This window comes from Peribacillus deserti (assembly GCF_016909175.1).
GTDB lineage: Bacteria > Bacillota > Bacilli > Bacillales > DSM-1321 > Paraperibacillus > Paraperibacillus deserti.
Window position 1 is genome coordinate 20,383 of sequence record NZ_JAFBFI010000001.1, and the last position, 19,044, is coordinate 39,426.

Annotated in this window: 19 protein-coding genes and 1 pseudogene; 14 read left to right on the top strand and 6 right to left on the bottom strand. The window is 41.1% G+C overall.

The window, feature by feature from the left end:
- Positions 1-240 precede the first annotated feature (240 nt).
- From JOC77_RS00100 to JOC77_RS00110, 3 genes are read left to right on the top strand one after another with little or no spacing between them, the layout of a single operon-like run.
- Complete coding sequence (locus JOC77_RS00100; protein ID WP_204537317.1) at positions 241-705, top strand: molybdenum cofactor biosynthesis protein MoaE; 465 nt, start codon at positions 241-243, stop codon at positions 703-705.
- A complete protein-coding gene (gene moaD, locus JOC77_RS00105; RefSeq protein ID WP_204537318.1) occupies positions 698-931 on the top strand; it encodes a molybdopterin converting factor subunit 1 in 234 nt (77 codons plus the stop codon). Before JOC77_RS00100 ends, moaD begins: the two co-directional genes overlap by 8 nt.
- 23 nt (positions 932-954) lie before the next feature.
- Entirely contained in the window at positions 955-1,974 is a 1,020-nt protein-coding gene (locus JOC77_RS00110; protein WP_204537319.1) for a MoeB/ThiF family adenylyltransferase, read from the top strand.
- Between the two features lie 561 nt (positions 1,975-2,535).
- Here the strand turns inward: JOC77_RS00110 and JOC77_RS00115 are convergent.
- Positions 2,536-3,768: an aminopeptidase gene (locus tag JOC77_RS00115; protein ID WP_204537320.1), complete on the bottom strand. Its 1,233-nt coding sequence runs from the start codon at positions 3,766-3,768 to the stop codon at positions 2,536-2,538.
- Between the two features lie 410 nt (positions 3,769-4,178).
- On the opposite strand from JOC77_RS00115, the gene JOC77_RS00120 reads away from it, so the two are divergent.
- Positions 4,179-5,627 carry a potassium/proton antiporter gene (locus JOC77_RS00120; protein WP_204537321.1) on the top strand — a complete coding sequence of 483 codons (1,449 nt, stop codon included), beginning with the start codon at positions 4,179-4,181 and terminating at the stop codon, positions 5,625-5,627.
- 48 nt (positions 5,628-5,675) lie between these two features.
- Here the strand turns inward: JOC77_RS00120 and JOC77_RS00125 are convergent, their stop codons facing one another.
- The gene (locus JOC77_RS00125) at positions 5,676-6,005 is read right to left on the bottom strand and encodes a YflT domain-containing protein (protein WP_204537322.1); all 330 of its coding nucleotides are present in this window, start codon (positions 6,003-6,005) and stop codon (positions 5,676-5,678) included.
- A 239-nt stretch (positions 6,006-6,244) separates the two neighbouring features.
- Here JOC77_RS00125 and JOC77_RS00130 point away from each other — a divergent pair, with 239 nt between their 5' ends.
- The 4 genes from JOC77_RS00130 to JOC77_RS00145 all read left to right on the top strand — a co-directional run bounded on the left by JOC77_RS00130 (position 6,245) and on the right by JOC77_RS00145 (position 8,869).
- Complete coding sequence (locus JOC77_RS00130; RefSeq protein WP_204537323.1) at positions 6,245-6,928, top strand: uracil-DNA glycosylase; 684 nt, start codon at positions 6,245-6,247, stop codon at positions 6,926-6,928.
- A 111-nt stretch (positions 6,929-7,039) separates the two neighbouring features.
- Entirely contained in the window at positions 7,040-8,044 is a 1,005-nt protein-coding gene (locus tag JOC77_RS00135; RefSeq protein ID WP_239558508.1) for a potassium channel family protein, read from the top strand.
- A 44-nt stretch (positions 8,045-8,088) separates the two neighbouring features.
- The gene (locus JOC77_RS00140) at positions 8,089-8,373 is read left to right on the top strand and encodes a YwdI family protein (protein WP_204537324.1); all 285 of its coding nucleotides are present in this window, start codon (positions 8,089-8,091) and stop codon (positions 8,371-8,373) included.
- Positions 8,374-8,497: 124 nt separating this feature from the next.
- Positions 8,498-8,869 carry a DUF423 domain-containing protein gene (locus tag JOC77_RS00145; RefSeq protein ID WP_204537325.1) on the top strand — a complete coding sequence of 124 codons (372 nt, stop codon included), beginning with the start codon at positions 8,498-8,500 and terminating at the stop codon, positions 8,867-8,869.
- A 48-nt stretch (positions 8,870-8,917) separates the two neighbouring features.
- Here JOC77_RS00145 and gerQ read toward each other — a convergent pair whose 3' ends face one another.
- Positions 8,918-9,457, bottom strand: a complete 540-nt coding sequence (gene gerQ, locus JOC77_RS00150) for a spore coat protein GerQ (RefSeq protein WP_239558532.1) — start codon at positions 9,455-9,457, stop codon at positions 8,918-8,920.
- Positions 9,458-9,661: 204 nt separating this feature from the next.
- The gene (gene hemQ / locus JOC77_RS00155) at positions 9,662-10,408 is read right to left on the bottom strand and encodes a hydrogen peroxide-dependent heme synthase (RefSeq protein WP_204537326.1); all 747 of its coding nucleotides are present in this window, start codon (positions 10,406-10,408) and stop codon (positions 9,662-9,664) included.
- Positions 10,409-10,754: 346 nt separating this feature from the next.
- Between hemQ and pta the strand changes: the two genes are divergently transcribed.
- Positions 10,755-11,732 (top strand): phosphate acetyltransferase, encoded by a 978-nt coding sequence (gene pta, locus JOC77_RS00160; RefSeq protein ID WP_204537327.1) that lies wholly within the window; start codon positions 10,755-10,757, stop codon positions 11,730-11,732.
- A gap of 726 nt (positions 11,733-12,458) precedes the next feature.
- Complete coding sequence (gene lipL, locus JOC77_RS00165; RefSeq protein WP_338047161.1) at positions 12,459-13,307, top strand: octanoyl-[GcvH]:protein N-octanoyltransferase; 849 nt, start codon at positions 12,459-12,461, stop codon at positions 13,305-13,307.
- Between the two features lie 150 nt (positions 13,308-13,457).
- Here lipL and JOC77_RS00170 read toward each other — a convergent pair whose 3' ends face one another.
- A complete protein-coding gene (locus JOC77_RS00170; protein WP_204537328.1) occupies positions 13,458-14,240 on the bottom strand; it encodes an RsfA family transcriptional regulator in 783 nt (260 codons plus the stop codon).
- 502 nt (positions 14,241-14,742) lie between these two features.
- Between JOC77_RS00170 and JOC77_RS00175 the strand changes: the two genes are divergently transcribed.
- Positions 14,743-16,047 carry an HD domain-containing protein gene (locus JOC77_RS00175; protein ID WP_204537900.1) on the top strand — a complete coding sequence of 435 codons (1,305 nt, stop codon included), beginning with the start codon at positions 14,743-14,745 and terminating at the stop codon, positions 16,045-16,047.
- A 101-nt stretch (positions 16,048-16,148) separates the two neighbouring features.
- Positions 16,149-16,658 (top strand): annotated as a pseudogene (locus tag JOC77_RS00180) (YwgA family protein).
- 29 nt (positions 16,659-16,687) lie between these two features.
- Here the strand turns inward: JOC77_RS00180 and JOC77_RS00185 are convergent.
- On the bottom strand, positions 16,688-16,873 hold the full coding sequence (locus tag JOC77_RS00185; protein WP_204537329.1) for a 2-hydroxymuconate tautomerase: 186 nt from the start codon (positions 16,871-16,873) through the stop codon (positions 16,688-16,690).
- Positions 16,874-17,761: 888 nt separating this feature from the next.
- Here JOC77_RS00185 and JOC77_RS00190 point away from each other — a divergent pair.
- Both JOC77_RS00190 and JOC77_RS00195 read left to right on the top strand, forming a co-directional pair.
- On the top strand, positions 17,762-18,424 hold the full coding sequence (locus JOC77_RS00190; RefSeq protein ID WP_204537330.1) for a site-2 protease family protein: 663 nt from the start codon (positions 17,762-17,764) through the stop codon (positions 18,422-18,424).
- A 35-nt stretch (positions 18,425-18,459) separates the two neighbouring features.
- Entirely contained in the window at positions 18,460-18,972 is a 513-nt protein-coding gene (locus JOC77_RS00195; RefSeq protein ID WP_204537331.1) for a YwhD family protein, read from the top strand.
- Positions 18,973-19,044: the final 72 nt, after the last annotated feature.

Below are 19,044 nucleotides of genomic sequence, written 5' to 3' on the forward strand. Positions count from 1 at the left end.
TTAAAGTTTATGAATAATCCGACTTTCCCTTAAGGATATTACATATCTTGTTTTAGAACAAGAAATTGCTTTTGAGCAGGCACGTAGAAATAGTGAAGGCTGTTTCACAATTGCAATAATGTTGAGATAATTTACTATTCCTATTATCCTGTAACTATAAGCACAGTTCTAAGTTTGCACTTAAGGAAAGTGCGTTTATTTACATGCCTCACCAAAAAATTCAACTAAAGGAACGCTGCTATGAATTATGAAATTACTAGAAATGCAATTGATATTCAAGAAGTAATTGATAAAGTCATTTCACGCAATGCCGGGGCAGTGACTACCTTTATAGGTACAGTACGCGAGATGACTTACGGGAAGAAAACACTTTATTTATATTATGAAGCATATGAAACGATGGCAGTTAAAAAGCTAGAAGGCATAGGCAGAGAGATAAAGGAACGCTGGCCCGAATCAATAACAGCTATTACCCATAGAGTGGGGAAGCTGGAAATCACGGATACCGCTGTCGTCATTGCCATTTCTACTCCGCATAGAAACGATGCCTACGAGGCAAATCGGTACGCAATTGAACGAATAAAGGAAATCGTGCCTATATGGAAAAAAGAGATTTGGGAAGACGGAGAAGAGTGGATTGGGAATCAAAAGGAAACGGTAGCTTATCCTAAAGGAAAACCAGAGGAGAAGGAAATATATGATTAAAGTATTGTTTTTTGCCCATTTAAAAGATTCAATCGGCGCAGATTCAATCACACTTCAGATGAGCGGTGAAAGCATCAGCAGCCTTAAAAAAGCGATCTCTGAGCAATATAAAGTGGACTCTCTACATACAGTGATGGCAGCCGTTAACGAAGAGTTTGCAGATGAAAGTACGATTCTTGCTGATGGGGATATTGTTGCATTGATCCCTCCGGTCAGCGGGGGATAAAATAGCAGGCAGGGAGGCAGAACATGTCCGAGAGATATTCCAGACAAATTCTCTTTTCAGGAATAGGGGAACAGGGGCAGCATAAATTAGCTGCAAAACATGTCCTCCTTATTGGTGCGGGGGCATTGGGATCCGCCAATGCGGAGCTTCTTGTAAGGGCGGGCATTGGAAAATTAACCATTGTCGATCGTGATTATGTGGAAGAAAGCAATCTGCAGCGGCAGCAGCTGTATACAGAAAAAGATGTGGAGCAGAAAATGCCAAAAGCAGCAGCAGCTAAAAAACATCTAGAAGAGATTAATTCAGATACTGAAGTGCATGTTCATATAATGGATGCAACGAGTCAAAGTCTTGAACCGTTATTACAGAATGCAGACTTATTGATGGATGCAACAGATAACTTCGAAACCAGACTGGTCATAAATGATCTTGCTCATAAATATAACATCCCATGGATTTTTGGTGCCTGTGTAGGAAGCTTTGGAATCAGCTTCACGGTGATTCCAGGCAAAACTCCATGCTTAAACTGCCTGCTGCGTGCCATCCCGCTGCAGGGAATGACCTGTGAAACTGCAGGAATCATCGGTCCAGCTGTTCAAATGACAGTAGCCTATCAATCGGCCGAGGCTCTTAAGATCCTGACTGAGAATAGAGAAGTGCTCAGGGAAACATTCGTAAGCTTTGACTTATGGAGCGGCCAGTTCCATAACATTAAAACCGGCAAATCCAAAAAAGCGGACTGTCTGACATGTGGAAGCGACCCGTCTTACCCATTTCTTCAGCTGGAAAATACAACAAAAACAGCGGTTTTGTGCGGAAGGGAGACTGTACAGGTTAGGCCGCCATATGCGGTTGAACTTGAGCTTGAGAGACTAGTGAGAGACTTTTCCGCGATGGGCTATGAAGTGAAAGCGAATCCCTATCTTGTGTCTGCTCAGAACGAGAATGAGCGGATTGTCGTATTCAAGGATGGAAGGGCATTAGTACATGGTACGAAGGATGTGATCCATGCAAAGTCCGTCTATCAAAAGATTATGGGGTAAATATGGACAATAATCTGAAGCAGATGAGGTACATTAAATCATCTGCTTTTTTATATTAGACTATGTAACAAACAAGGTATCCTGTAGAGTAATCAACCTATAGGGGGTTTTTACTTGAAGAAATTCATAGGAAATTATTTCATTCTTAAATTGCCTATTTGTATTTATTGCCTTTGCTGAATTGTAGGATTTAATGCGTTTTTTTCACTTAAATTTTGTTCTTTCCATTAGCGAATTTCCTGATTAAAGAAAATTAAATGGCAAACCGAACCGTTTAGCAAGACGGCAAAAAAGATGTGGTTTGATCATCTATGCAGAATCATAAAAAAGCAGTGCAATTATAAGATTGCACTGCTCAGGCTGTCGACAAAGTCGACAGCTATTTTTTAATAATATTTAACCCTCAATATATAGTGCTTAACTTTAGAAAAGCCACCATATATACAAGAAATAAATTGACAAACCTCATTTTTCGCGACAAAGTTTGTTTGAAATTGATTTTGTCTACACTCTGAGCAGTGCAATTATAAGATTGCACTGCCATATTTGTAGCCTTATTGCTTAAAATGCCCAGTTTCCATTACGGAATAATGGTTCAGTCTGCCCGTCCGCTGTTACTCCATCGATATCAAGCTCTGCTGAACCGATCATGAAGTCAACGTGAGAAAGGCTGTAATTAGCGCCGGCTTCTGCTAACTGCTCCTGGCTCATGGCTGTTCCGCCTTCTAATGTCATCGGGTAAGCACTGCCTACAGCAAAATGGCAGGATGCATTTTCATCAAATAACGTATTATAGAAAATAATGTTCGTATTTGAGATCGGTGAATCGTGAGGTACAAGTGCTACTTCTCCAAGGAAGGCAGCCCCCTCATCAATATCAAGCATTTTCTTGAGTGTTTCTTCTCCTGTTTCGGCTGTAAACTCAACAGCTTTCCCTTCTTTAAAGGTAAGAGAAAAATGATCAATCGTTGTTCCGTTGTAATTTAATGGCTTGGTGCTTGTAACGGTCCCATTAACACCGTCTTTTTTAGGCATCGTAAATACTTCCTCGGTCGGAATGTTAGGAGTATATTCAATTCCCTTTGAATTTTCAAGAGATCCGCCGATCCATTTATGGCCTTCAGGCAGCTCAACTGTTAAGTCTGTTCCTGGAGCTTTATAATGAAGCTTTTTATATTTTTTTGTATTCAAATATTCAAGCTTTTGATGCAGGTTATTGCCGTGCTCTTTCCAAGCTTCAACCGGGTCTTCTTCATGAATGCGGGTTGCTGAGAAGATAGCATCCCATAGCTTCTCCACAGCGTCCTCAAGAGAAAGATCTGGATAGACCTTTTGAGCCCACTCAGGAGCTGGAGTAGAAATCAAGTTCCAGCTTACATCACCCTTCATCATTGTATTTTTAAAGTTTTCCAGCGCTGCTGCATTGGCTTTGTTTCTTGTGGCCATACGTTCAGGATCAACACCTGTAAAGGCATCAGGGTTAGGAGAATATATCTGCAAAAATGCAGCGCCCAGCTGCTGGTATTCTTCCATCAATTTTACAGAATGCTCAGGTACAAATTTCAAAGCTTCAACCGGTGCATCTTCTGTTTTAATTCTGGTAAAAGCCTCATCTCCCCATTCAATAAACACATTGCCCGCGCCCGCTGAAAAAGCTCTTCTTGCTAAAACACGGGCAAAGTCTGCCGCGCTTATTGGTGATTGAATAACTAAAGGCTGGCCGGGCTGAATATTAACGCCAATTTTTAATGCAACATCTGCATATTTTTCAAGCAAAACTGCTTTTTCTGCCATTAATGATGTCCTCCTAAAATTTACTTCTATTATCTAAATATTCTATCATACTGGTATAAAAGGTTCATACTATTTAAACTTTATGAAATTGTACTTACCAATGTCTTTTTACCAAAGGGAGAGAGGACAAGGCGCTGTACACGGCAATGCCCGAAAATACTGGAGGAGCAAAAATCAATGTATAAAGGTCTACTGCCGATGACTAATTGACCTCACTGCGGAGGGAATGCCATCACTATTCTCATGAAGCTTGCAAACATTTTATACGGCTAGATGGCGCACAGAGGTCTTTTTTGTTGCTAATTACATACTTTGGTTTTTTGCTTAAAATAAATGGACGAACCCTTAATGTTTAGAGGAAAAAGGGGTATACAAAAGGTAATTACATTATAGGTAAGCAGGTGACAGATTTGGATTTTTCTACTGATAATATGATTCTGCTAGGCTCCCTCTTGTTAATATCCGGCGTAACTGCAGCTAAATTTTCTTCGCGTTTGGGCCTGCCCTCCTTAGTATTGTTTGTGATCGTAGGATTGCTTCTGAACCAATTCATCTATTTTGAAAATACACAGATCACTCAGGTCGTCGGGATTCTCGCTCTTATCATTATTTTATTTGACGGCGGTATGCAGACGAACTGGAGGCATATCCGCCCAGTGATAGGGGTCTCTCTATCTCTGGCTACAATTGGAGTATTAATAACAGCTCTGCTGGTTGCTGTTTTTGCTAAATTCATATTAGACCTGACCTGGCTCGAGAGCTTTTTGTTCGGATCGATCGCCGGTTCTACGGATGCAGCGGCCATCTTTTCGGTGCTTGGGAATAAAAACATTAAAGAAAAACTGACATCTGTTCTGGAGGCAGAGTCAGGCACCAATGATCCAATGGCCGTTTTCTTAACACTAAGCTTTATCGAAATGATCGAAATAGGGCATATGAACTTCTGGACCCTTTCCTTAACTTTTTTATGGGAAATGGGCCTCGGACTATTAATGGGTTTAATTTTAGGTGCTGTAACAGTCCTGGTCATCAATAAAATCAAACTAGCAGAAACAGGCTTATATCCGGTTCTGTCCATGGCCTTTGCTATTTTTACATACGGTTTTACCGTATGGCTGCACGGAAGCGGCCTGCTTGCTGTTTACATTATGGCTCTATACGTTGGAAATAAAGAGTTAAAATATCATTTTTCAATTACCCGTTTTAATAATGGGATTGCATGGCTTATGCAAATATTAATGTTCATTCTGCTGGGCCTATATGTATTTCCAAAGGATTTGTTAGCCATCCTTGGGAAGGGGATTGCCTTATCGCTGCTTCTGATGCTGGTTGCCCGTCCTGCTGCAGTCTTTATTAGTACCATGTTCTTTAAACTTACGAACAAGGAAAGAGTCTTTATTTCCTGGGGAGGCTTAAAAGGGGCCGTTCCTATTGTACTTGCTACTTATCCTTTATTCGCAGAAATACCGAAAGCCGGGTATATTTTCGATGCGGTATTTTTTGTAGTCTTATCTTCGGCGCTTATCCAGGGTGCAACGATGAATCCTCTAGCCAAAAGATTCGACTTATTGGATGAACGTGAGAAGGCCGCTCCCCAGAGTATAGAATTATTGGCAGCGGGGCGGACCAGCGTTGAGATGATAGAATTTGATGTAGGCAAAAAATCAAAGCTTGCAGGGAAAGAAATTTCCAGCGTAGGATTGCCTTCAGAGGTACTGATCTCAGCCATTATCAGGGGGAAGGATTTTGTCATTCCGCAGGGGAGCACGGTAATTGAACAAAAAGATGTATTATGTTTCCTTGTGCCGGCAAATAAAGAGGAAGAACTGAAAAGGTTTTTTCAAGAACAAAGAGCCTAAATAAGGCAGATAGAGCCTGGCTCTATCTGCCTTTAAGCGGTAATTGATTTATTTAACTTCATCGGACGCTACTAATACAACCTTGCCTCTGTCTAACTCTTTTTCATACAGGTCTGCTTCTTCCTTGGTCAGGCCTAGCGACTGCATTTTAGAGCGAAGCTCGTCTCCTCTGGACTTAAAAACATTTCCCAGGGAGCTTAGAAAGCCTTGTTCCTTCATTCCTATTTCCTGTGTATTCGTGTTTTCTGTCAGATGCTCTGAGCGGTCTTTATCATGGGCAAATAGAAAGATACTTTCCTCGGAAAAACCGGTTCCTGATAAGCTTTCAATCTTTTCCTTCGCTTGTACGCCATTTTCAATTACATGTACTTGATACATATTAAATGTCCTCCTTGTTCGAATAATTGGTAATGAGTAATTACCATGCCTAGTTTTTATATAGCCTCTCTAGAGAAAAGTAAACATTCAATTTATAATTCACGATTTACTTGCAGGAGTTCGTTCGATGTTTGAAATCGATTTAAAACAGGAAATGGAAAAAGAAGATATTAGACATGCTAAAATAGGGTAAATTAGTCTGTTTGCAAGGATAACGGAAGCGAAAGGGGAGTCAAAAAATGCTGGGACAGTTGATAGAAAATGAGTGGGCTTCACTGCTGGAAGAAGAATTTAAAAAGCCGTATTTTACGGAGCTTGAACAGTTTCTTCAGGCTGAATATGAAACAGAAACGATATATCCTGCATCGGAGGATATCTTTAATGCCTTAAAATACACTTCTTTTAATAAGGTAAAAGTAGTCCTGCTGGGGCAGGATCCGTATCATGGCCCTAATCAGGCACACGGATTAAGCTTCTCAGTCAGGCCTGAGGTTACAGTCCCGCCTTCATTGAAAAATATCTTTAAAGAGCTTCACCAGGATACAGGCTGTCCCATTCCGGACCATGGTCATTTAACAAAGTGGGCCAGGGAGGGCGTCCTGCTTCTAAATACCATTCTGACAGTCAAAAAAGGACAGGCTCATTCTCACAAAGGAAAAGGATGGGAAATGTTTACCGACCAGATCATACGTTTATTAAATTCCAGAGAAACTCCTCTTGTTTTTATCCTTTGGGGCAAGCCTGCACAGAGTAAGCTTCCTCTGATTGATACGGACAGGCATTTTATCATCACTTCACCGCATCCAAGCCCTTTTTCGGCAAATAAAGGTTTCTTTGGAAGCAGCCCTTTTTCTACAGCCAATCGTTATTTGGAACAGGCGGGCCTACAGAAAATAAATTGGTGTATAGAGGATACCCAATAAAAGATGCCTTTAATGTTTCACATGAAACACTCAGTCTAAACATGGGATAGCAGCTATTGGGGAAAATTAAGACTTATATGCTTTCTAAATGTAAGAACAAGGAGCGGCAAAATGGAGTATTTTCGGTTTAAACATGTGTATAACGCTATTTTTGCAATGGTGGCCGTCACGATATTTGGAACGATCGGATTTTATTATACAGAGCATTTACATTTATTTGATGCCTTTTGGCTTACAGTGATTACAGTCCTGACAGTGGGCTATGGAGATGCGGTCCCTGAAAGCACAGCGGGAAAGCTGTTTGCCCTTGTTATCATTCCCTTAGGTATAGGAATCGTATCGTATGCAACAGGTGCCATTGCTACGGTCATGATTGAAGGGGAACTAACAAAAACTTTTGCTAAAAGGAGAATGAGCAGGGTGATATCCAAGCTTGAAAATCATGTAATCGTATGCGGACATGGCCGAGTGGGTGAGCAAGTACTCGAACAATTAATACATACAGAAACTCCTACAGTAGTAATTGATATAGAGGAACTGGAACTCCCGGTAAATCTTCCTAAATATATACATTATATAGTAGGCAATGCTACGGATGATGAGGTCCTGAAAAGCGCAGGAATAGAAAAAGCTTCAGGCTTAGTTACGACTTTGCCGACAGATGCGGATAATGTTTTTGTCACATTAACAGCAAAAGGGATGAATGAAAATATTAAGGTCATCGCCAGGGCCGAAAAATTGCAGACCGAGGACAAGCTGATCAGGGCCGGTGCAGCAAGGGTCATCAATCCTTCCTCAATCGGCGGCAAACAGATGGTATTTTCCATCCTGAAGCCAGTCAGTGTCGATTATGTCAACGCTATGCTTCATGCCGGAAAACGCAGCTATGGAATAGAAGAAGTGAAATTAGTGAAAGATTCACCATTTATAAATAAAACAATAGGTGAACTTCGGATCAGAAGTGAATATGGAGTCATGGTTCTGGCGATTGTCAGGGAAGAGGAAATGAATAGCAATCCTGAACCGGAAGAAAAACTGCTGGAAAACGATATTATTGTAATCTTCGGCTCAGATAAGGAATTAAAAGAATTTGAGAAAGAAGCACAAGCCATGTAGAATAAATAAATGCAGTGAAAAAAGCAGTAATAGAGGTGAAAGCCATGGAAATCTCTTCTCGAAAAATGTTAGATAAAATAGAGGATCTGCTCAACCAAGCCAAGTCTGCCGATAGTGAGGCGGGAGCACAAAAATACATAATAGCGATTCAGGCAGTATGCGATTTAATGCTGGAAGGGAATAGCGATACAGTTTCTGCTGCTGTCATGCCCATTGCCGAATTAAGCTTCCAATCGGTTCCAGCTAAAAGCATGAACCAGCCCTCATTGCCGCAGACTCAGCCTGCGCGTATAGAGGGAGCGAATGGAAATTCACTATTAGATTTTTAAAAAGCTGCTTTCAGCTTATGCGCATATGTAAGCGTCAAAACAGTTCATAAAGGCTGTATACGAAATGAGGCATAACAACTAAACTGAGCTTAAATAGTCAAAAAACAACCAGGGGGAAAATAACTTGAAAACATTTCTGCTGCTAGGGGCGATCAACGCCTTTTTAGCTGTTGCACTTGGAGCATTTGGAGCTCATGGACTGGAAGGTAAAATCTCAGATAAATATTTAGAAACCTGGAAAACGGCTGTAAACTATCAAATGTTTCATGCTTCAGGATTACTGATTATCGGATTACTGGCTGGAACCTTAAAGACAGGAAATCTTCTATCGTGGTCTGGCTGGCTGATGCTGGTTGGCATCCTTTTGTTTTCCGGAAGTTTGTACATATTAAGTGTCACTGGCATTAAAGTACTTGGAGCGATCACTCCACTCGGAGGATTGGCCTTTTTGGCGGCATGGGTTCTACTGATAACTGCTGTCTATAAGCATATGTAACAACAAAACCACCGGAACTCCCATTTGTCCCGGTGGTTTTGTTTGTTATTACCTCGGCGGATAAGTGGCTAAGCGCGGTCCCTGTCCTGCCGCATACGGATACTCATATTCAATTTCTTCGTCAAACGTTACATAATCGACATACACCATTAATATAAGGTATCTCATCCCTGTCTGTGGATCGCTGAGAATGATGTGGTCCCTTCCGGCAGCTTCAATAATGCCTTTAAATATCTTGGCATTCCATTCCCGGTTATTTTCGAAAGTGGCATACACAGTCGCGAGTTTTCCCCGATTTAGCCTGAGAATATTTTCAATATAAGACTGTTCAGGCGGCAGGCCTCCGCCTGGTACTGTAGGCTGACCCATTCCTGCACCAGCGCCTGGCATCTGGCCAGCGGGAACCCCTTCAGCTCCCCCCGGGTATTCCGGTGTTGGCGGCTGAAATGTTCCTTGCGGCTGGGCTCCAGGCAGCTGCTGGTATTGAGCCCCCGGCTGCTGCTGAAACATCGGCTGCTGAGCTTGAGTATATGGATTATACGGGGGAGTGTACCCAGGGTAAGGGTTTTGATTAGAAGACTGTCTCATCATTAGAAATCCCTCCAAAAATTTACATGCTTAAGAAACCATATGCTGCAGTAAGTAATTTTTATTCATCTACCCAGGCGGCCATGCCCGGATAAACGTATGAATTAGTTAATTTCTCACTATTCCATATGTATGAGGAAAGATGTCTTTTATTCCAGTTATCCAATAAAAAAAGCCCTCCGGCTTAGGAGGGCTGAAAAAGTCTTATACACTTAGAAACTTTGGAAATTCTTCCTCTGTTAAGATATTTCCTACAAAGAAGGAACCAAATTCGCCGTAGCGTGCACTAACTTCATCAAAACGCATTTCGTAGACAAGCTTTTTAAATTGAAGTACATCATCTGAGAACAGAGTGACTCCCCATTCATAATCATCGAAGCCTACAGAACCAGTTATGATTTGTTTTACCTTGCCGGCATATTGGCGTCCAATCATTCCATGCGAGCGCATAAGCGTACGTCGGTCTTCCATAGAAAGCATATACCAGTTATCATTGCCCTGGCGGCGCTTGTCCATCGGATAGAAACACACATATTTTGCTTTTGGCAGTTCAGGATAAAGGCGCGCACGAACATGCGGATTTTCGTAAGGATCTTCTTCTCCTGAAGCCAGATAATTGCTCAGCTCAACAACTGAAACATAGGAATGAGCAGGAACAAGGAACTCGGCAAGCTTTGACTTATTAAATTCAGTTTCGATCACATTCAGTTCTTCCATCGTTGGACGAAGAAGCATCATCATAAAATCAGCTTTTTGCCCCACAATAGTATAAACCGCATGGCTGCCTTGTTTGTTTTCCTGAGTCTGGTTCCACTTTTCAACTAACCCAAGGAATTCGTTAACGGCTTCCTTGCGCTCGTCTTCGGGCAGCATTTTCCAGGTTGTCCAATCAACAGAACGAAAATCATGCAGGCAGTACCAGCCGTCTAGTGTTTGAGCTGCTTCACTCATTTATCATCACTCCATTAAGTCAATTTCTACAATTTTACTATAGCATACGTTGGCTCTATTACCACCTATGAACAGCTTCAAATCTGTTTCGTTTTAGTGAACTCGGCACTATTTTGACACAGGCACATTCTATCTGACACTCGTACTCTGTAATATTCCAAAGACAAAGAGGTTTATAACCTTAAAATAAGGAAATCATTTTATTGTAAAAAGAAGTGCAAGTGTCGAATATTTCGGAATAAAAGAACATTTTGGATGTAAGCGGTATTTTTGTTTTGGAAATTAGTAATTTTTAAAAGATAAGAGTATCCTATACAAGAATTAAAGCGGAAAGAAGGAATTTATAATGAGCGACTTATTTAGGGCTTTAACAGAAAGAGTTACCGGCAATAATATTAAAATTGTATTTCCTGAAGGCATGGATGAAAGAATCTTAACAGCTGCAGGAAGACTTGCAGCAGATAATATCCTTACACCGATCCTGATCGGAAATATTGAAAAAATTCAATCCAGAGCAGAAGAACTAAATGTTTCTTTGGATAAAGTTGAAATTTATGATCCTCAAAACTTTATCATGATGGACGAGCTGGTAGCTTCATTTATTGAACGCCGCAAAGGAAAAGTTACAGAAGAGCAGGCTAGAACGATGTTGCTTGATGAGAACTATTTTGGAACCATGCTTGTCTATGCCAATAAAGCAGACGGCCTTGTAAGCGGAGCAGCTCATTCTACTGCTGACACGGTCCGCCCTGCCTTGCAAATTATCAAAACAAAAGAAGGAGTTAAGAAAACATCTGGTGTGTTCATCATGGTTCGTGATGACGAGAAATATGTTTTCGCTGACTGTGCCATCAACATTGCTCCTGACAGCCAGGACCTGGCAGAGATCGCAGTTGAAAGTGCTAGAACAGCAAGTATGTTTGATATAGAACCGCGCGTGGCTATGCTAAGCTTTTCCACAAAAGGCTCAGCACAGTCTCCAGAAACGCAAAAAGTAGCGGATGCTGTTGCAGCAGCACAAGTGCTAGATCCTTTATTAGTAATCGACGGAGAATTCCAGTTTGACGCAGCCTTTGTTCCATCCGTAGCGGTGAAAAAAGCACCGAATTCCCCGCTTCAGGGAAATGCAAATGTATTTATCTTCCCAAGCCTTGAAGCAGGAAACATCGGCTACAAAATCGCACAAAGACTCGGAAACTTCGAAGCAGTAGGACCTATTCTGCAAGGCCTGAACCGTCCGGTAAACGACCTTTCCAGAGGCTGCAGCGAAGAAGACGTATATAAACTAGCGTTAATCACAGCTGCACAAACTCTCCACAGATAATTGAAAGCATGAAAGGCTGCCCTTTAGGGGGCGGCCTTTTTTTAGGTTCAGTGGGCAGTTTATAAGGACTAACCTTTACCCGGGGATATCATCAATGCTTATCGTATAGTCAGGTTCATTAAATGAATGTGCGGGGGAGTTAGATTCTATCTTCCGGAAAACATAGACAGCCCGCTATGTTTTGTAGGTGAACAGCCTGTCTATTCCATGAAAATGTATCTTCTTAAGCTCGACTGGGCCGCTTCTCTGCAAAGAACAAGAAATTTAGGAGTGGTAAATCCAAGTTTCACCCTATTTTTCACCTCAAGTATCTCTTTGGTTTATGCGGTCAGCCTGAATTTAATTAATAATGAACAGTACTAATGCTTAGTAATAAGAATTACAAGAAGTTAAAGGCGGGGAGAATTAATTTAAAGAGTGAAATTCAAATTTAAGAGTGAAAATTCAAATTTAAGAGTGAAAATTCAGATTTAAGAGTGAAAATCCAAATTTAAGAGTGAAAATCCAAATTTAAGAGTGAAAATCCAAATTTAAGAGGATTTGTCCGGTTCTTCAGAGTTTGGGGATACAAATCTTTTCACTAGAGATTGTATAGCCCCGACAGTTCATCCATACCAGCCATAAACGAGCCGCCAACATCAACTAACCCCCCAACAACCTGCAGCAACCACTCTCACCCATATGGTATAATAGAGCATAGTTTAGAGTTTGAAGGAGTTATCTATTGTGGCAGAGGAAACGTCCCTGTTAAAGCAGGATAAATGGAGAATTATTGATCAATCTTCTCTTGGCCCTAATTTTAAAGCGATACAATCTTTTGCAATGGATGATACCCTGTGCCAGTCAGTCGGGGCAGACCTTTCGCCGGCTGCAGCCAGAGCCTGGGTGCACCATTCTACTATTGTGCTCGGAATACAGGATACAAGACTTCCATTTTTGGAAAAAGGGCTTGTTTATTTAGCGGATCAAGGCTACGACTATATCGTCCGTAATTCTGGAGGACTGGCAGTTGTATTAGATGAGGGAGTTTTGAATTTATCTTTAATTTTTCAGGAAACAGAACGTAAGAAGATAGATATAAACCGCGGCTATGAGACCATGTTCCAGTTAATCAAATATATGTTTAAAGACTTCCCGCTGGATATAGAAGCAAGGGAAATCACCGGCTCGTACTGCCCGGGGAGCTATGACTTAAGCATTCATGGAAAAAAATTTGCCGGCATTTCACAAAGAAGAATTCGAAACGGAGTAGCTGTGCAGATTTATCTTTCGGTTGAAGGCAGCGGCAGCGCGCGAGCACAGTTGATTCACGATTTCTATAGATTAGCAAAAGGCGATGCCCAAACAAAATTTGAGGTTCCTGACATCCGGCCAGAGGTGATGGCTTCGCTGTCAGAGCTTTTACAAGTGCCCCTAACTGTGCAGGATGTGATGCTTCGTTTTTTAAAAACCCTTCAGGAACATAGTTCGCATATATATAACAGCGGGCTTGCCAGTGAAGAAACAACGCAGTTCGAAGGCTATTTGAAGAGAATGATAGACCGCAACGAGAAGTTCGGTCTGGACCTAACATGAAAATTTTTTATCATCAAATCAAGAGCCAAAGAAACCCGGCGTATGTAAATTTAATATAAAAAACAGCCACCTGTTAGCAGCAGATGGCTGTTTTTCTATTTATATCGAGAATCAATGCTGCCAGTTTCTCTCTCAAATTGAATCAGATCTTTATTCAGCTACTTTTTCTAAGTTCCCGTTACGGTCCATTTTAAATTTGGTAGCCGGACGGTCATCTTCATCTAAAAGTACATGCTTTCTTGCACGGTTCATAATCTTCATAAGTGTTTCATAGTCTTCCTGCATCATGCCGGAATTTTGCTCAAGATCTGTAATTCTTTTTTGTAAATCTATATTTTGCTGCTTTAAATCTTTAATTTCCAGGCGGAGTCTTTCGTTCTCTGATTTTAGTACTTGGTTTTGCAGCTGGCTTCCGCTGATTGACTGCAGATAGGTAATGACCGTATCGAGTGTGATTTCGGTTCGCAGGGAAGGTACTGCAGCAGGTGCTGTATAGGAAACAACCGGTGCGGTGTATGCAGCTGGCTCTTGTACGGGTGCTGTATACGCCTGCGTCTCCATTTCTACCATTTCACCCATTTCGAAGTCTTGTGAATGAAATGTATGAATCTCTTCTAATGGCACTGTATGTGTAATATCGTCAATGGTTGGTGCTGGCGGGCTGTATAGCAGCTTTTTCTTTCCGCCCTGTTCTTTCCCAAGGATCCGATTTCTTTGCTTTCTCTGCTTCTTAGCCAGTTGAAGTGCCTTTTCATAATTATGGCGGACAACTGCATTCCAGCGGAATCCGCAGGCCGCAGAAGTTCTATTAAGTTTATCCCCAATTTCCTCGAAGGCATTCAGCTGTGTGCTGCCTTCTCTCACATGCCTTAAAACGGTTTCTGCAAGCAATAAATCATTCTCTTCAGTCCATGCATCTTGTCGAACTTTCATCCTATTACTCCCTTTCCTGCTAGATGGATATTTTAGCATGATTTTAGAAAAAAACAGTTAGCTTCAAATGCTCTTTAGTCAAGATGTGTGAACCATTATTTTCTTCTGCGCCAGGATGTTTAGTAACCCTGACAGCTGAATAACCACGCCGCTTCTTACAAACAGTGTGGACACTCTTACAACTTTTTATACAGGTTGGAAGGATAATAGTTAATAGATAAATAAAGACTCTAGGAAAACCAGTATGATTCATTTGCGATCTCTCTCGAATAGGTCGAAAAATTAACTACCGGCTATTTTGTTTAGAACGATTCACAATGAGGGAAAATAAATGCTAGCAGAAAGATTTAAGCTGAAAAGGCAAATTTACACCAACCTAGAAACCGACATGATCCACTATGGTTCGCCATTTTTTTCTTTTTCCAGGCGAAGTATGGTAGGAATTTGGAAAATAACAAGCTATAATATAAACATGGTAGATTACGAAAATGAGGGTCAGCCTATGGGATATTCCGAAGAAAAAATGTATGAAGAAAAGGTATTTAAAGATCCTGTTCACCGTTATATACATATAAAAGATAAAGTCATCTGGGATTTGATAGGAACCAAGGAATTTCAGCGTTTAAGGCGGATCCGGCAGCTGGGAACGACCTTTTTGGTGTTCCATGGAGCAGAGCACAGCCGGCTGAACCATTCTCTTGGAGTATATGAAATAGTCAGGCGGATTGTGGATGACGTTTTTGACGGCCGTCCTGAGTGGGACAAGGAGGAGCGGCTGCTGTCTTTATGTGCTGCGCTGCTTCATGACTTAGGCCACGGGCCATTCTCCCATTCATTTGAAAAAGTATTCGATCTGGATCATGAACAATTTACACAGCAGATTATTCTTGGGGATACAGAGATACATGAGGTTCTGGTGAAAGTGGATCCAGGTTTTCCTAAGAAAGTGGCTGATGTGATAGCTAAAACATATAAAAATAAACTAGTAGTCAGCTTGATTTCCAGCCAGATCGATGCCGATCGTATGGATTATCTGCAGAGGGATGCTTATTTTACTGGGGTAAGCTACGGGCATTTTGATATGGAAAGAATTCTTCGGGTGATGAGGCCGAAGGAAGATCAGGTCGTCATCAAGCATAGCGGTATGCATGCCGTTGAGGATTATATCATGAGCAGGTATCAAATGTACTGGCAGGTTTATTTCCACCCGGTTTCCCGCAGTGCGGAGGTTATTTTAACGAAGATCCTTCACCGGGCAAAGCATCTTTCTGAAAAATCCTATGCCTTTAAGCTTGCGCCTATTCATTTTTATTCGCTGTTTGAAGGTAAAATTACGTTAGAGGACTATTTGAAACTGGATGAATCGGTTATGCTTTACTATTTTCAGCTCTGGCAGGAAGAAAGTGATCCGATCCTGCGTGATTTATGTATTCGGTTTGTAAATAGGAAACTGTTTAAATACGTAGAGTTCCATCCGTCGAATGAGCAGATGAGCAAGCTTTTAGAACTAAATAGACTTTTTCAAAAAGCTGGGATAGACCCGGAATATTATTTGGTTGTTGATTCATCTTCTGACCTGCCTTACGACTTTTACAGGCCCGGGGAAGAGGAAGAAAGGCTGCCGATTCATTTAATGAAGAATAATGGAGAAATTCGTGAGCTTTCGAGAGAATCGGAAATAGTTGATTCAATATCAGGGAAAAGAAGGACGGACCATAAGCTGTATTTCCCTGCAGATATCCTGGAAGACGGAACGGGCAACCGGAAAATAAAAAAGCAGATTAGGCAGCTGCTTGATTTGGATTGATAAAAAACTGAATGGAAGCCGCCCTTTTAATGATGGAATCAGCAGTTCTGACAAAACAATGAACGAAAGATTTATGGAAGCATACCGAGGAGTGAAAACCGTTGTTTAAAGATCACGCAAACATAATAAATGCGATTGCTTCAGCTGGAGAAATAGCTGGCCGGAAAAAGCTGCAGAAAATGATTTATATTGCTAAGAAGATTTCTTTCCCTTTTTAGGAAAAATTTCAATTTCATTTCTATGGGCCATATTCTGAAGAGCTGACACTGAGAGTAGAAGAACTCTGCAACCTGGGATATTTACATGAAAATAAAGAAAAGAAGAGCGGGTATTATCAGTATTGTTATACGCTGACTCCATCAGGCGAAGAATTTCTAAAGCACTATGAAATGGACATGCAAGAACTAAAGCCATGCATGGAAGACATGAATGAGCAAAGTGCAAGGTTTCTTGAATTGGTGTCGACCGTCCTTTACTTTTTTGAATTGTCAAAGGAAGATGTGACGGAAAAAATCCATACATTGAAAAGTAAACAGAAATATACATTGGAAGAGATCGATGAAGCCTATCAATATATTGAAAAAATACAACAAAAAGCTAAGCTCCAATAGGTGGGCTTAGCTTTTTAAGTATGTACCTATTATTGATCGCTTAATCGTTTGCCAGCTACACCATAATGGTTCTTAGACATTTCTTCAATGAAGACAACAACCTTTTCCTTTGGAGCACCGGTTGTTTCGGATACAGCGTCTGTTACCTTTTCTACAAGTGCTTTCTTTTGATCCTCTGAGCGCCCTTCAATCATTTTGACAGTTACATATGGCATATTGAACCCTCCTCCTATTTCTTGACAGTAGTTTTTCATATTTATGGCATAAAAGCAAGCCCTGAGCCTGCTGCAGAATAGAATAACAAATCAGGACGGTTTCACCTTTGAACACGCACCCTTCTTTCCTGTATACTATAAGAAAAGCGGAGAACGGTGCCTTTCAAATAAACTAATGCACACGATCAATGAAATGCAAAATATGTATTAGAATCTATACAAGTGGAAAGGCAGACACCTGACAGGCATAAGAAAAGCGGCAGCGAAAGGCTCTTTCGCCTTTTGATGGCGATTGGCTTATGACCGAAGGTGTCAGTTCGGAGCTGGACAACAAGAAAAGCGGAAAGCGGTGCCTGCCTACACCTAACTATTTATAAACTGAATGATGATGTGATGTTGATTAGTAAACATCTTAGCAAACAAGCAGGCAGAGACCCGACAAGCATAAGACGAGCAGGCCGTGAGAAGTGCTTTTTCTTCTCATGGACGGATTGGCTTATGACTCGAGGGTCTCAGCTTGGAGCTGGACAGATAGAAAAGCGGAGAACGGTGCCTTTCAAATAAACTAATGCACACGATCAATGAAATGCAAAATATGTATTAGAATCTATACAAGTGGAAAAGCAGACATCCGACAAGCATAAGACGAGCTGGCTGTGGGAAGCGGTCTTCTTCCCATAGACAGAATGGCTTATGACTCGAGGATGTCAGTTCGGAGCTGGCCAACAAGAAAAGCGGAGCACGGTGCCTTTCAAATAAACACTAATGCACAGGATCAATGAAAGGCAAAATGTTTATTAGAATCTAGATAAGCTGAGATTTTCTTAGTTTCTTAAAAATAGAATCATTCGGCTGATAAGCATGACTCAAATTGGGGGAAAATAATAAGTGGATACACTACAAAGTTTTTTAAGGTTTCCGTTAGAAGAAATACCATATGTTGTTGTAACGCTGATCATTGCTTTTACTCTGCATGAATTTGCCCATGCATTTGTAGCATATAAATTTGGTGACCCGACGGCACAGAAGCAGGGAAGGCTTACCTTAAACCCTGCTGTTCATTTAGATCCACTTGGGACTCTGCTGCTGCTTGTTGCTGGTTTCGGGTGGGCAAGGCCTGTGCCAGTTAATAGACATTATTTCAAAAACCCAAGGCTTGCCGGCATTCTTGTTTCTATAGCAGGGCCTTTAAGCAATCTTGTTATTGCGGTTATAGGATTTATGATCTTTTTTGGCTTTGCAGGTGCAGGGATTCTGCAGGACAATGAATATGTATTTAATTTTTTACAGACTCTGATTGAGATCAACATTATACTGTTTGTATTTAACCTCCTGCCATTTCCTCCGCTGGATGGATACCGCGTGCTAGAGGACCTAGCGCCAGATAACATACGTGCAAAAATGTCGCAGCTTGAAATGTACGGGTCTCTTATTTTCCTGGTGCTTGTCATTACTCCGCTTGGAGATTATATCATTGATCCTATTTTTCAGACGGTTATACCGCAGATCTACAGTGTTTTAACTAATTTCTTTTCAGGTATATTTTTATAAAAGATTTCAGAATTAAGCAAAGAAGGTGGATTTTTTTGGAAGAGAAACCGAAAAAAAAGCTCGGATTTAATATTATAAAAAATGACCCGACTGACGGGCACGGCGGTTATGGTACCGGCGCTTTGAGCCTGGAGAATGTTTCCCCGGTCTTCGTAGATGTAGAAGAAGGAGAAGCATTCATTGATATTGGAGCCATGCACGCTAGGAGTGCTGTTGAAAAAGGAATTAAGTTTCTTAAAAGTAAAGAGGAAGTACCAAACGGGAAGCCTTACTGGCTTGTATGGGTAACCGTTGAAAGGAAGCCTGAAGGACCTTATTATGCTGGTGTAACAGCGTGCGAGATGACGGTAGACCGGTCGATCAGAAGAGGCTACAAATCTCTCCCTGAACATGTGAACAGGATGGATAAGTCCATGAAACGGCACATTATTGTAGACCATATGGATGAAAAATCTAAAGTAGTGTTACGAGAATTTTTAAAAATTCATAACTTGGATATGTGGAATCAATCCACATTAGAATTAAAACAAGGCTTGCTTGAAAACTAAAAAATTATACTTGTCGAATATTAAGAAAATGAGTAATATTATTTACAGCGAGTACCGCTGTAAAACAAGGAC

Bases quoted from the DNA above. Each gene is read 5' to 3' on its own strand.
- JOC77_RS00100 (WP_204537317.1), top strand. From the start codon at position 241: ATGAATTATGAAATTACTAGAAATGCAATTGATATTCAAGAAGTAATT.
- moaD (WP_204537318.1), top strand. From the start codon at position 698: ATGATTAAAGTATTGTTTTTTGCCCATTTAAAAGATTCAATCGGCGCA.
- JOC77_RS00110 (WP_204537319.1), top strand. From the start codon at position 955: ATGTCCGAGAGATATTCCAGACAAATTCTCTTTTCAGGAATAGGGGAA.
- JOC77_RS00115 (WP_204537320.1), bottom strand. From the start codon at position 3,768: ATGGCAGAAAAAGCAGTTTTGCTTGAAAAATATGCAGATGTTGCATTA.
- JOC77_RS00125 (WP_204537322.1), bottom strand. From the start codon at position 6,005: ATGTATCAAGTACATGTAATTGAAAATGGCGTACAAGCGAAGGAAAAG.
- JOC77_RS00130 (WP_204537323.1), top strand. From the start codon at position 6,245: ATGCTGGGACAGTTGATAGAAAATGAGTGGGCTTCACTGCTGGAAGAA.
- JOC77_RS00135 (WP_239558508.1), top strand. From the start codon at position 7,040: ATGGAGTATTTTCGGTTTAAACATGTGTATAACGCTATTTTTGCAATG.
- JOC77_RS00140 (WP_204537324.1), top strand. From the start codon at position 8,089: ATGGAAATCTCTTCTCGAAAAATGTTAGATAAAATAGAGGATCTGCTC.
- gerQ (WP_239558532.1), bottom strand. From the start codon at position 9,457: ATGAGACAGTCTTCTAATCAAAACCCTTACCCTGGGTACACTCCCCCG.
- hemQ (WP_204537326.1), bottom strand. From the start codon at position 10,408: ATGAGTGAAGCAGCTCAAACACTAGACGGCTGGTACTGCCTGCATGAT.
- pta (WP_204537327.1), top strand. From the start codon at position 10,755: ATGAGCGACTTATTTAGGGCTTTAACAGAAAGAGTTACCGGCAATAAT.
- JOC77_RS00170 (WP_204537328.1), bottom strand. From the start codon at position 14,240: ATGAAAGTTCGACAAGATGCATGGACTGAAGAGAATGATTTATTGCTT.
- JOC77_RS00175 (WP_204537900.1), top strand. From the start codon at position 14,743: ATGGGATATTCCGAAGAAAAAATGTATGAAGAAAAGGTATTTAAAGAT.
- JOC77_RS00185 (WP_204537329.1), bottom strand. From the start codon at position 16,873: ATGCCATATGTAACTGTCAAAATGATTGAAGGGCGCTCAGAGGATCAA.